The organism is Janthinobacterium sp. LM6 (assembly GCF_002002885.1).
GTDB classification, from domain to species: Bacteria; Pseudomonadota; Gammaproteobacteria; order Burkholderiales; family Burkholderiaceae_D; genus Janthinobacterium; species Janthinobacterium kumbetense.
The window spans coordinates 2099924-2112219 of sequence record NZ_CP019510.1 but is presented as its reverse complement, the minus strand read 5'-3'; the positions used below and the strand labels follow the sequence as shown (position 1 = coordinate 2112219).

At 62.5% G+C, this 12296-nt stretch carries 10 protein-coding genes; 8 read left to right on the top strand and 2 right to left on the bottom strand.

Translation table 11 applies throughout. The features are described 5' to 3' along the window. Positions 1–46: 46 nt before the first annotated feature. The 3 genes from BZG29_RS09375 to BZG29_RS09370 all read left to right on the top strand — a co-directional run bounded on the left by BZG29_RS09375 (position 47) and on the right by BZG29_RS09370 (position 1477). On the top strand, positions 47–289 hold the full coding sequence (locus BZG29_RS09375) for a hypothetical protein (protein ID WP_077401535.1): 243 nt from the start codon (positions 47–49) through the stop codon (positions 287–289). Positions 290–470: 181 nt separating this feature from the next. Continuing rightward, on the top strand, positions 471–617 hold the full coding sequence (locus BZG29_RS27695) for a lmo0937 family membrane protein (protein ID WP_010396376.1): 147 nt from the start codon (positions 471–473) through the stop codon (positions 615–617). 176 nt (positions 618–793) lie between these two features. Next, positions 794–1477, top strand: a complete 684-nt coding sequence (locus BZG29_RS09370) for an OmpA family protein (protein WP_253192839.1) — start codon at positions 794–796, stop codon at positions 1475–1477. A 69-nt stretch (positions 1478–1546) separates the two neighbouring features. Here the strand turns inward: BZG29_RS09370 and BZG29_RS09365 are convergent, their stop codons facing one another. Continuing rightward, positions 1547–4390 carry a pitrilysin family protein gene (locus BZG29_RS09365; protein ID WP_077401532.1) on the bottom strand — a complete coding sequence of 948 codons (2844 nt, stop codon included), beginning with the start codon at positions 4388–4390 and terminating at the stop codon, positions 1547–1549. 284 nt (positions 4391–4674) lie between these two features. Between BZG29_RS09365 and BZG29_RS09360 the strand changes: the two genes are divergently transcribed. The 3 genes from BZG29_RS09360 to BZG29_RS09350 all read left to right on the top strand — a co-directional run bounded on the left by BZG29_RS09360 (position 4675) and on the right by BZG29_RS09350 (position 7229). Then, the gene (locus tag BZG29_RS09360; RefSeq protein ID WP_077401529.1) at positions 4675–4965 is read left to right on the top strand and encodes a hypothetical protein; all 291 of its coding nucleotides are present in this window, start codon (positions 4675–4677) and stop codon (positions 4963–4965) included. 70 nt (positions 4966–5035) lie between these two features. Further along, on the top strand, positions 5036–6583 hold the full coding sequence (locus tag BZG29_RS09355; protein WP_077401526.1) for a TerC family protein: 1548 nt from the start codon (positions 5036–5038) through the stop codon (positions 6581–6583). Between the two features lie 67 nt (positions 6584–6650). Next, positions 6651–7229, top strand: a complete 579-nt coding sequence (locus BZG29_RS09350; RefSeq protein WP_077401523.1) for a DUF3617 domain-containing protein — start codon at positions 6651–6653, stop codon at positions 7227–7229. 61 nt (positions 7230–7290) lie between these two features. On the opposite strand, the gene BZG29_RS09345 is transcribed toward BZG29_RS09350, so the two are convergent. Beyond that, on the bottom strand, positions 7291–8352 hold the full coding sequence (locus tag BZG29_RS09345; RefSeq protein ID WP_253192838.1) for a porin: 1062 nt from the start codon (positions 8350–8352) through the stop codon (positions 7291–7293). Positions 8353–8718: 366 nt separating this feature from the next. Between BZG29_RS09345 and BZG29_RS09340 the strand changes: the two genes are divergently transcribed. Continuing rightward, positions 8719–10830: a site-specific recombinase gene (locus BZG29_RS09340; RefSeq protein WP_077409032.1), complete on the top strand. Its 2112-nt coding sequence runs from the start codon at positions 8719–8721 to the stop codon at positions 10828–10830. After that, the gene (gene cls / locus BZG29_RS09335) at positions 10827–12218 is read left to right on the top strand and encodes a cardiolipin synthase (protein WP_077401518.1); all 1392 of its coding nucleotides are present in this window, start codon (positions 10827–10829) and stop codon (positions 12216–12218) included. The genes BZG29_RS09340 and cls overlap by 4 nt, the downstream gene beginning before the upstream one ends. Positions 12219–12296 lie beyond the last annotated feature (78 nt).

The window sequence follows — 12296 nt, the reverse complement described above, 5'->3', positions numbered from 1 at the left end:
AGATGATGCATTCAGGAAAGTTCAACGGAATGTCAAAGGAGACGCCATGGAAGACGACAAGACAGGCAGCAACAGGATCTGGCTGGGCTTTATCGGCGGCGGCTTGCTGGCCACCGCGCTGGGCTTCTGCGCGCTGGACCTGGCGCCGCCGGCGGGCAGCCCCGTATTCGGCGTGATGCTGCTGCTGACGGGCGGCATGGTCAGCTGCCTGGCGGGCGCAGTCGGCATGGCCGGCATGCTGGCATGGGTGCCGGGCATGGCCGATGAACATGCCGACCACTCACGATAGTTGAGACTTGTGTACGACAGCGTACAGAACACAAGGGAAACAAAGTAGACACTTAGTCATGGCATCAGCGTTGCGACCCGGTCGCCGCGCAATGACAAGAACCGATGACGGCGCCATGCGCCAGCGCCTGCAAGGCCACCGCAGTCGCCGTCATCCATACATTACTCTCGGAGGACACATCATGCTGTATACAATCGCCGTCGTACTCATCATTCTTTGGCTGCTGGGCCTGGTAACTTCCTATACCATTGGCGGCTTCATTCACATCCTGCTGGTGGTCGCCGTGATCATGGTGCTGCTGCGCCTGATCAGCGGGCGCGGCTTATAGCCTAGGCTAGCCCAGGCGCTTAGCCTGGTCTGACAAGAGCGGCGCGCGTGCAAACGGGCGCCGCCTTTTGCCGTATTGTTCCTACGGCGTGCGCGCACTGGCAAGCGGCGTCGTTTTGCAGTAACGTGTACGGGTAGTCCTGGGTATGTCCCCATAACAAAACAAGGAGAAAATCCATGAAAGAAACATTCAAAAAAGGCCCTGGCGCCAAATCCCTGATCGGCATGCTGGTGATCGCATTGGCCGCCACCGGCTGCGCGGACATGTCCTCGACGCAACGTGGCACGGCCACGGGCGCCGGCATCGGCGCAGGCCTGGGCGCCTTGATCGGCGGCACCACCGGTGGCGGCAGCAGCGGCCGCACGGCCGGCGGCGCCCTGATCGGTGCCGCAGCTGGCGCCGTGGTCGGCAATATCTGGTCGAACCGCATGGAAAACCAGAAGCGCGCGATGGAACAGGCGACACAGGGTACTGGTGTGCAAGTATCGCAAACGGCCGATAACCGCCTGAAAATGGAAATTCCAAGCGACATTTCCTTCGACACCAACCGCGCCGACATCAAGGGCAACTTCCGCCCGATTCTCGACCGCTTCGCCGCCACCCTGAATGAAAACCCGAACACCACGGTCAGCATCATCGGCCATACGGACAGCACGGGCAGCGATTCCATCAATGAACCGCTGTCGGTGGAACGCGCGGCCCACACGCGCGACTACCTGTCCATGCGCGGCGTTTCGCCGACGCGCGTCGTCACGGAAGGCCGCGGCGCCCGTGAGCCGATCGCCTCGAATGCGGATGCCTCGGGACGCGCACGCAATCGCCGCGTGGAAATTTACGTCGCGGAATTAGCACCGCGCTAAGTTGACTCGCATCAATAAAAAACCCGCTGGCCATTACATTGCCAGCGGGTTTTTTTCATCTAAAACAGCTTATTTCGACGTCGTTGCCTTGGCGCCGCTTTCGCCCTCTTTCGCCACCTTGGCGAAGTCGCCCGCCGTCACGATCGACACGGCCGATGGCTTCAGGTAGTCGCGCAAGCCCTGGTTCACTTGCGCCAGGGTCAAGGCGGCCACTTTCGCTTCCAGGTCCTTGTTGTACGCCATGGTGCGGTCTTGCGCCAGATAGCCGGCCAGTTCGCGCGCCAGGCCCGCATCCTGCGTGCGCTCCACTTCTTCCGACTGCAGCCAGCCCTTTTTCGCTTCCGTCAATTCGTCTTGCGTGAAACCGTCGGCCAGCACCTTGGCGATTTCCTCGCGCAGGGCCGCTTCCACCTTGACCGTGTTTTGCGGCGCGCTGATGGCATACGCCATCCAGTAACCGGCCGGTTCGCGCGATGGAATGCTCACTTGCGAGCCGACGCCGTACGACAGGCCTTCCTTCTGGCGGATGCGGTCGGCCAGGCGGCTGCGCAAGGCGCCGCCGCCGAGCATGTGATTGGCGATCAGCAAGGCGGGATAGTTGGCGGCGTCATCCTTGAGAGGGATCGGCTGGATGGCGAACAGCACACTGTTCGCCTTGTCCGGCGTTTCCAATTTGACTTTCTCGCCGCTGACGGGCTTGACGGCGTCAGGAATGCGCACATACGGCTGCTGCGCCTTCCAGCTGCCGTACAGGCTGGCCACTTGCGCCTTCAGGGCGGCCGGGTCGAAGTCGCCCACGGCAGCGAAAGTCGCGTTCGACGCGCCATAGTAGGCGCCATGGAAGGCTTTCACGTCGGCAACTTGGATGGCTTTCCATTGCGCCAGCTCGGCCGGCAAGGTGGCCACGTGGCGCACATGGCCTTCCGGCGTGGCGTCGAGCAGGCGGCGGAAGGCGTTCACGGCCAGCGGTTGCGGCTCAGGCAGCTCCTGCTCCGCGCGGCCGACGCGCTCGCGCTGCAATTCCAGGAATTCCGTCTCGTTCAAGGCCGGCTTTTGCAGCACTTGCGCCAGCAAGTCCATGGCAGCCGGCAAGTTCTCGCGCTTGCCCGTCAGCATGGCGGTGACGCCCTCGGCGCCGCCCGAAATCGCCACCTGCATGCCCAGCTGGTCGAACTTGTCCTTCACTTCCTGGCGCGACAGTTTGTCCGTGCCGCGCGACAACAGATTCGCCGTGTAGCTGCCCACTTGCCCCTTGCCGCGCAAGTTCTCTTCGCTGCCGATCTGCAGTTTCAGCACGACGCTGACGGTGCTGCCCTTGGTTTTCTTCGGCAGCAAGGCGCCCTTCAAACCGTTCGGCAAGGTGAAACGCATGGTGCGCGCTTCGATATTGTCGGGGCTGGGGTCGAACGCTTCGCCCTGCGCCACGACGGCGCGGCCCGTGTAGCCGGCCAGTTGCGGCGCCACGTCGGCGTAGGCCGGCACGACGGTGCGGTCCGGCGCATCGGTCGGGATGAAACGGCCCAGGGTGCGGTTCGAGCTCTTCAGGTATTTCTCGGCCGCCGCCTGCACTTGCGCCGTCGTCAGCTTGTCGAGCTGGTCGCGCTGCAGGAAGAACAAACGCCAGTCGCCGGCCGCCAGCGATTCCGTCAGGGCAATCGTCAGGCTCGCCGTGTTCGAGGTGGCCAGTTCGATCTGCTTGTTCAGCTGCTGTTTCACGCGCGCCACTTCCGCGTCCGTGACCGGCTGCGATTTCAAGTCTTCCAGCACTTTCAGCATGGCCGCTTGCGCCGCATCAAGGTTGCCATCGACGGGCACCAGCGCGCCGAACAGGTTGTAACCGGGCTCCAGATTGCTCACGGAGTTGTATTCGATCTTGCTGGCCAGCTTGGTTTCCACCAGCGCCTTGTGCAGGCGGCCGGCCGGCGCGTCCGTCAGCACGTGGCCCAGCACCTCGATGGCGACGGCGTCCGGGTTGCCGGACGGCGCCACGTGGTAGCCGGCGCCGACGAACTGCGTGCCGCCGCTGCGGCGCACCGTCACGGCGCGCTCGCCATCCTGCACCGGTTCGGCCGTGTAGGTCGGTTCGATCACGCGCGTCGGTTTCGGGATCTTGCCGAACAGCTCATTGATCTGCTTCAAGACCTTGGCTTCGTCGAAGCGGCCCGCCACCATCAGCACGGCGTTATCCGGTTGATAATATTTATGGTAAAACGCGCGCAGGCGGGGAATGTTCACCTGTTCGATGTCGGAACGGGCGCCGATGGTCGATTTGCCATAGTTGTGCCAGTCGTAGGCGACGGCCTGGATGCGTTCGCTCGTCACGCCGATCGGGTCGCTCTCGCCCATTTCGAATTCGTTGCGCACGACGGTCATTTCGCCCTTCTGCGTCTTCGGATTCCACAGGTCGTTCTGGTCGATGGCCGCGTTCACCATGCGGTCTGCTTCCATGGCCAGCATCTGGCGCAGGTTGTCGTCGTTGGCGGGGAAGGTGGCGTAGTAATTGGTGCGGTCGTACCAGGTGGTGCCGTTGAACTGGGCACCCGTCGAGTTCAGGATCTCGACCGGGGTTTTCGTGCCCTTCCTGACGCCGAAATTGGCGCTGGGCTTGAACAGCAAGTGCTCGAGCAAGTGGGCCATGCCCGTTTCGCCATAATTTTCATGGCGCGAACCGACCTGGTAGACGATGTTGGTGGTCAAAGTGGGCTTGCTGGCGTCGGGGAACAGCAGCACGCGCAAGCCATTGGCCAGGCGGTATTCGGTGATGCCTTCGACAGACGTGACCTTGACGGCGGCACGGTTGGGCGCAGCCTTGCCGGCTTTCTGGACCGGCGCCGCTTCCACTGGGGTGGCGGCAAGGATGAACGAAGGCGAGAGGATGCCGGCGGCAAGCAGGAGGGCGGTAATTGGTTTCAAGGCAAAGTCCTGGTAACACTACGTTATTAGACAAGCGCAAAAGCGGGCGCAATGGAATACAAGCGCAAGAATTGCCACAGGCCCGCGCTGCGTCTTCGCTGCCAGGGGAAATGATTGCTCTCGCAATTTACGGCATACTTATCAGTTACGCAAGTCCTGTCATCGAGCTGTTATTTTCCCGTGTTATACTCCACGGTTCCAGAACTATCTGCCTGTATATGAGACGAGCTCTCGTCCTGCTCTGCCTTTTTGTTTTCATTGCGTTACCCCAGGCGTTCGCCAGCATGGCTTACGCCAGTCCTTCCCCATTCCAGCACCTTGACGCCGCAGTCGCGGCCGGCGCTGCCGCCATGCCTGCCTCCGATTGCCTCGACCCCAGCGTCCATGCCGGCTTGCCCGGCGACAGCTGCGACGCCGACGAATGCGACAACGATCCCATCACGCTGTACCCGACCTCGCGCCAGGGCGCGCCGTTTTGCGCCATCATTTGGCAAGCGGGACCGGGGGCACTTGCCGAAGCGGACGCGCGGCAGGCCACCCGGCCGCCGCGCGTCCGCCATCACATCACACATTAGCAACATCATTCCCTGGGGCACTGGCCGCCAGGCAAGCTTTATTTTGATTTAACTTTACAAGGTTATACACATGGAATGGTTATTTGACCCGACAATCTGGGTCGGCCTGCTGACGCTGGTCGTACTGGAAATCGTACTGGGGATCGACAACCTGATTTTCATCGCCATCCTGGCCGAGAAATTGCCGCCGCACCAGCGCGACAAGGCCAGGGTGCTGGGCCTGACCCTGGCCCTCGTCATGCGCCTGGGTCTGCTCTCGCTGATTTCCTGGCTGGTCACCCTGACCACGCCATTGTTTTCCATACTGACATTCTCGTTTTCGGGACGCGACCTGATCCTGCTCGTCGGCGGCCTGTTCCTGCTGTTCAAGGCCACCAGCGAGCTGCACGAGCGCCTCGAAGGGGTCACGCACGCCCAGACTGGCCCGAAAGTCTACGCCGGCTTCGGCCTCGTGGTGGCGCAGATCGTCGTGCTCGACGCCGTCTTTTCGCTCGACGCCGTCATCACGGCCGTCGGCATGGTGGAAAACCTGTACGTGATGATGGCGGCCGTCGTCATTTCCATCGTCGTCATGATGCTGGCGTCGAAAGTGCTGACGCGCTTCGTCAACGCCCACCCCACCGTCGTGGTGCTGTGCCTGAGCTTCCTGCTGATGATCGGCCTGTCGCTGGTGGCCGAAGGCCTGGGCTTCCACATTCCGAAAGGGTATTTGTACGCCGCTATCGGTTTCTCGATTGTCATCGAATTCTTCAATCAGCTGGCGCGCCGCAACTTCCTCAAGCTGCAGTCGAACGCCCCGCTGCGCGACCGCACGGCGCAAGCCGTGTTGAGCCTGCTGGGCGGACGCAAGGGCCGCGAAGCCGTGGAAGAACACGAAGTCAAGGAACTGCCCGACGCTTCCGCCTTCGGCGTGGAAGAGCGCAACATGGTCAGCGGCGTGCTGACCCTGGCCGAACGCTCGATCCGCTCCGTCATGACGCCGCGCGGCGACGTGTCGTGGGTCAACCTGAACGACAGCAGTGAGAAGATGCTGCAATTGCTGCGCGAAACGCCGCACAGCATGATTCCTGTCTGCAATGATGACCTCGACAACGTGGTCGGCATCGCGCGCAGCAAGGACCTCATCGAGGACCTGGTCTCGCGCGGCAAGATCGACCCGGACAGCATGCGCGAAGCCGTCGTCGTGCCGGAAGCGGCCGGCGTGCTGAAAGCCATGGAAACGCTGAAGCGCTCGCGCGGCCAGCTGGTGCTGGTGGTCGACGAGTTCGGCACCGTGCAGGGCGTGCTAACGCCCATCGACATCCTGGAAGCCATCGCCGGCGAATTCCCCGACGAAGACGAGCAGCCCGACGTGGAAGTGCTGGGCCCCGGCCACTGGCGCATCGATGGCGCGACGGACTTGCATTACCTGGAGCAAGTGTTCGAGACGGAAACCCTGGTCAGCGAAGATGGCGAATACAACTCGCTGGCCGGCTTCCTGCTGGCGCATTTCGAAAACATGCCGGCCGTGGGCGAAGTGCTGGAACTCGATGATTTGCGCTATGAAATCGTCGAGGCCGACGAGCGCCGCATCGCCTGCGTGGACGTGCGCCGCATCGAGCCCGATCACAGTTTGTAACACAATGGCAAGCGTGCCCCGCTTGCCATGCCGTATGCTGGGGTCTGCCCATACCGGAGACCCCACGATGAAAAAATCCCTGCTACGCCTGACCCTGCTCGCTTGCGCCGCCCTCGGCGCCCACGCCGGCGCACAGGCCGCCGCGCCATCCGCCAGCATCAAGCCGGGCCTGTGGCAAGTCGACAGCAAGATGGCCTCGCCGGACGCCGCCACCGACAACGCCATGTCCATGGTGCTGCAGCAACTGGGCAACCTTCCCCCCGATCAACGCAAGCAGCTGGAAAGCATGGCGGCCAGCCGCGGCATGGCCATGCCCACCGTGGGCGCCGACGGCGCCGTGCGCGTGACGGCCTGCGTGACGCCGGACATGGCGGCGCGCAAGCAGATTCCCACGGGCCAGCCCGGCGATTGCAAGTCGAAAAACACGGACATCGCGGGCGGCATGCAGGTATCGTTCAGCTGCGCGAATCCGAAATCGAGCGGCGAAGGCAAGGTCATGTTTACGGGCGACCAGGCTTTCAGCATGCAGCTGGCCGTGACGACCAGCGCGCGCGGCGCGCCGGAACAGGTGAACGTGACGAGCAACGGCAAGTGGCTGGGCGCAACGTGCCCTGCGCCATCAACCGCTGCTGCTCAAAAGCCGTGACGCAAGCCCATATTAAAAGCGCGCCGTCATCCTGCACCGGCCGCCTGGCGGGCGTGACCGTTCAGAAACCGTGACGGAAGCCCATATTAAAAGCCGCGTCGCCGCGGCCCGCATCGCTGGCATTGCCCACCGTGTAGCGGGCGCCGTTCTTGTTATGGATCTTCGCGTAGGACGCGTAGAAATCGCTGCGCTTTGACAGGGAATACGTGAGGCCGACGGCCACCTGGCTGGCGTCGCGGTTGGCCAGGTCGCGGTCATCCTTGCGCACCCAGGACGCCAGCAGCTTGAAGCCGCCCACGGGCACGGACACGCCCAGCAAGGTATCGCGGCTGTCCGACGACGACATCGACAGGGCCAGCGCGCTGTAGGCGTTGTTCGGGTCCCACGGCGAGCTGCCATAGCCCTTGTTCACGCCCACGGCGGCAAAGACGGTGGCCACTTTCAGGTCGACATTCGCCGCGATCAGGGTGTTGCGGGCCGACATGTCAATGGCGGGCAAGGTGCCGGAAGCGAGGATGAGGTTATTCTTGCGCTGGTGCGACACGCTGACATTCACGGCGCCGGCCGAATAGCCAAGCGTGGCGCCATATGCGCGGTTGCTGGCGTTGCTGTACGGCGACTCGCCAAAGCTGTAGATGGCGCTGGCAGTCACACCGCGCAAGGCGGGCGTCACGTACTTGACGGTATTGTCGTAGCGTTTCACGCTGTAGCCGGCCAGGTTGCCGGCGCTGCCGGCCATGCCGCCCTTGAACGGGTCGGCCACGTCGGTCAGCGCCAGGTAGTGCGGATTGTACTGGCGCCCCAGGGTCAGCGCGCCCAGGCGGCTGTCGAGGCCCACGTAGGCCTGGCGGCCGAACAAACGGCCCTCTTCCGACTGGCCCGTGTCGTTCTGCACGCCCGCTTCCAGGGTAAATACGGCGGACACGTCATTGCCCAGCGCTTCGCGGCCCTGCACGCCCAGGCGCGAGCCGGACGCAACGCCGCCGGACACCTTGGTGTTGGCGCAATTGGCGGCGCAGCCGCGCTCGGCCACGATGCCCGCGTCGAGCACGCCGTACACGGCAACGTTAGTGGATGCGGCACTGCCTGCGCCATCGGCAGCCTGGGCCGGCGCAAAAAGCATCCACGGCCCCATCCCTATCACAGCAAGCGCAAAATACGAGGTCTGCATGATAAATATCTCGGTAACGTGAATTGAAACTTCCCGGTATTGATCAGGACATGCGCTGTGTGTCTGATCTTAGTGTTACCTTATCCTCGCTTTTTGTCCAGCCATCCGTGCGTTGTACAACAGAAACTTCAGCTTAGGCCATGAAACCGCGTCGCGTACTGACAACACGCAAAAGTGACCATGATTGTGGCACTAGCGGCAAAATGGCGTTAAATGCAGGCCCTGCCGTAAAGCAATGTTCGGTGGCGAACGTTGCGAGAATTGACGCAGGCGGTACACTACTGGTTTTACCGACAGCGGCTCGCCCGTTTTTTCTGCATGCTAGCTATCCTCGAACGCATTGACCCCAACTCCAGCAATATCGACTTGCTGGTGGAACTATTCAACTCACTGCGTCCCAAGCGCCCCCACGACAGCGCTACCGCGATTGCCAACGTGCGCACCCTGCGCCAGCTTCTCAAAGGTAACCCCGCGCAAGCGCGCGCCCTGCACGAATACGTGCTGCGCGTGCTGGCCGCGCGCCGCCACGCCAGCCTGTACACCGATATCGGCGTGCTGTCGAACAGCGGTTTCTTTACAGAATTGAAACGCCGCATCGCCTACCGCATGCTGCCGCCCGCCCTCGGCGACGAATACCTGAACGACGCGCTCGACCAGGTGCTGTACCTGAAGACCGATTATTTGTGGATCAGCAACGTGCCCGCCACGGACTGGCTGGAACTGTTCGACGTGCTCACCAGCGACGAGGTCGAACTGGCCGTCGGCGACGGCAATATCATGCTGCCGGGCATGCTCGACGCCATCCGCACCCTGTCCTACCGCGTCTGCGCCATGGGCCTGGAACCGGAACTGACGCGCTTCCACAGCGAAATTGAAGTGTTCCAGTCGCCGTTCATGGTGCAGAACACGGAAGTGAACGCCTACCTGGACGCCTACACGAGCCTGCTGCAGGGCGATATCGAGCACATCGAGGATGCGCGCCATTTGCTGGTGATGCTGGACCAGTGCGACGCCGTCATCGCCAAGATCCGCAAGAAAGCCCTGTACCAGGGCACCAGCATTCCTCTGACCTACCTGCTGGTGGCGCTGGCGCAAAGCATCGACCGCCTGCGCAAGCTGCTGTTCCTCGTCGACACGAGCGGCGAGCTGCCGGCCTCGAACAACGTGGACATCGACGCCATCACGGTGGACGCCACGCAAGACTTGCTGCACCCGCAACCCGTCAGCCGCCGCCGCGCGGGCGCCGTCGGGCTGGCGCTGGAATTGATACGCGCGCACAACCACAAATACAAGGTCAGCGACCTGTTTTCCGACAATATCAACTTGCTGGCGCGCAATGTGACGGAAAACGCCAGCCGCACGGGCGAGCATTACATTGCGGAAAACCGCCGCGAAATGGGTGCCATGTTCCTCTCGTCCGCGGGCGCGGGCGTGATCATCGGCTTCATGGCCCTGTTCAAGATATTGATGTCCTACCTGCGCTCGGCGCCGCTGGTCGAAGCCTTCATGTTCAGCATGAATTACTCGATCGGCTTCATGTTCATCCACTTGCTGCACTTCACGGTGGCCACCAAGCAGCCGGCCATGACGGCCTCGCGCATCGCCGCCGGCCTGCACAGCAAGGATGGCCGGAACATCGACCTCGACAGCATGGCGGAACTGATCAACAAAGTGTTCCGCACGCAAAACATGGCCGTGCTGGGCAACCTGGCCACCGCCATCCCCACGGCGTGGCTGATCGCGCTCGGCTACAAGGCGATTACCGGACACAACCTGGTGACGCCGGAAAAAGCCATGCATCTGCTGCACGATATCGATCCCATCGGCAGCCCCGCCATCTTCTACGCCATGATCGCGGGCGTGTGCCTGTTCGTCGCCGGCCTGATTTCCGGCTACTACGATAACCAGGCCCTGTACACGCGCTGGGCGCAGCGCATCGCGCAATTGCGCGGCCTGGGCCGTGTCATCGGCCAGGATCGCCTGCAGAGACTGGGCCTGTACCTGGAAAACAACCTGGGCGGCCTGATGGGTAACTTCTATTTCGGCATCCTGCTCGGTTCCATCGGCACCCTGGGCTTCCTGATCGGCTTGCCGATCGATATCCGCCACATCACCTTCTCGGCCGCCAACTTCGCCACGGCGCTGGTGGGCCTGGACCACAACATGAGCTGGCAGCTGGCCGTCAAGTCGCTGTCGGGCATCTTCGCCATCGGCACGGCCAACCTGCTCGTCAGCTTCGGCCTGGCCCTGTGGGTGGCCCTGCGTTCGCGCCAGGTACGCTTCAAGCACGGCATGCAATTATTAAAGATTCTGGGCAAGCGCTTCCTGCGCTCGCCCATCGTCTTCTTCTTCGGTTCGAAAAACCCGCCCCCCCTGGCACTGGCCGATGATTCGGCAAACCTGTCACCCACGACCAAGGCTCAAAAATGACCGCCAGGCGCATGCAACCCTGCCTCACCGCCCTACTGCTGTGCTGGACCCTGGCTGCATGCGCCTCGCTGCCCAACGTCAAGAATCTCAACACCACCCTGGAACCGGTGGCCAAACCCAAGGTCATCACCGGCAAGGGCGCCGTGCTGAACGTCAACAGCCGCGCCGCCCTGCTCAACAAGCGCTGGGCCAGGTCCGACATGGACTTGAAAGCCCAGGCCGCGCTGGAAGAGGCCGCCACGGGCGTGCCTTTGATCAAGGGCAACAAGGTGACCCTGCTGTTTGACGGCCCGCAAACGATGGCAGCCATGTTCCAGGCCATCAGCGAAGCGAAGAACAGCATCAACCTGGAAACGTATATCTTCGACCAGGACCCGCTGGGCCTGAAGTTTGCCGACATGCTCATCGAAAAGCAGCAGGCGGGCGTGACGGTCAACGTCATCTACGACAGCGTGGGCACCCTCGGCGTGCCGCAGGCGTTCTTCGAGCGCATGCGCGCGGCCGGCGTGCACCTGGTGGCCTTCAACCCCGTCAATCCCGCCAAGCTCAAGGGCGACGACTGGAAGATCAACAACCGCGACCACCGCAAGGTGCTGATCGTCGACGGCAAGACGGCGTTTACGGGCGGCGTCAACATCAGCGACACCTATGCGAAAAGCTCGCTGTTCCGCTCCAAGAACAAGTCCGCCGACAAGAGCGACGTGGGCTGGCGCGATACCCACGTGAAAGTGGAAGGCCCGGCCGTGGCCGCCTTCCAGTGGCTGTTCATCCGCACCTGGGCCCAGCAAGACCAGGCTGACTTGCCGGACGCCAATTATTTCCCCACCCTGTCGGAAGTGGGCGACAAGCTGGTGCGCGTGGTGGCCAGCGAGCCGGACGGCGGCTTCGAAATCTACAAGGCATATATCCTGGCTATCCAAGAAGCAAAAAAATCCATTCACATCACCTCCGCCTATTTCGTGCCCGACCAGCAGACGGTCGACGCGCTGGTGGCCGCCGCGAAACGTGGCGTGGACGTCACCGTGGTGCTGCCCGGCGTGTCCGACAGCGGCCTCGTGTTCCATGCGGGACACGCGCTGTACGACCAGCTGCTGGCCGGCGGCATCCGCATCTTCCACTTGAAACTGGCCGTGCTGCACGCCAAGACGGCCGTCATCGACGGCGCCTGGTCGACCGTCGGTTCGACCAACATCGACATGCGCAGCTTCCTGCATAACAGCGAGCTGAACGTGATCGTGCTGGGCGACAGCTTCGGCAGGGAAATGGAAAACGCCTTCCAGGAAGACTTGCGCGACTCGGAAGAGATCACCAGGGCGAAATGGGAAACGCGGCCGATTGCGGACCGCATGAAGGAGTGGGCGGCGCGTTTCATGAACTACTGGCTGTAAGGGAGTGGCCGTCAAAAAGTCCAGGGCGTTGTTGCATTGCCTCGCCGTACTATTCGTACTGTCTTCGGCAACGCGCCT

Coding starts and splice junctions, on each gene's coding strand:
- BZG29_RS09350 (WP_077401523.1), top strand. CDS start 6,651: ATGAAAAAATCCCTGCTACGCCTGACCCTGCTCGCTTGCGCCGCCCTC.
- cls (WP_077401518.1), top strand. CDS start 10,827: ATGACCGCCAGGCGCATGCAACCCTGCCTCACCGCCCTACTGCTGTGC.
- BZG29_RS09375 (WP_077401535.1), top strand. CDS start 47: ATGGAAGACGACAAGACAGGCAGCAACAGGATCTGGCTGGGCTTTATC.
- BZG29_RS09370 (WP_253192839.1), top strand. CDS start 794: ATGAAAGAAACATTCAAAAAAGGCCCTGGCGCCAAATCCCTGATCGGC.
- BZG29_RS09340 (WP_077409032.1), top strand. CDS start 8,719: ATGCTAGCTATCCTCGAACGCATTGACCCCAACTCCAGCAATATCGAC.
- BZG29_RS27695 (WP_010396376.1), top strand. CDS start 471: ATGCTGTATACAATCGCCGTCGTACTCATCATTCTTTGGCTGCTGGGC.
- BZG29_RS09360 (WP_077401529.1), top strand. CDS start 4,675: ATGGCTTACGCCAGTCCTTCCCCATTCCAGCACCTTGACGCCGCAGTC.
- BZG29_RS09355 (WP_077401526.1), top strand. CDS start 5,036: ATGGAATGGTTATTTGACCCGACAATCTGGGTCGGCCTGCTGACGCTG.
- BZG29_RS09345 (WP_253192838.1), bottom strand. CDS start 8,352: ATGCTTTTTGCGCCGGCCCAGGCTGCCGATGGCGCAGGCAGTGCCGCA.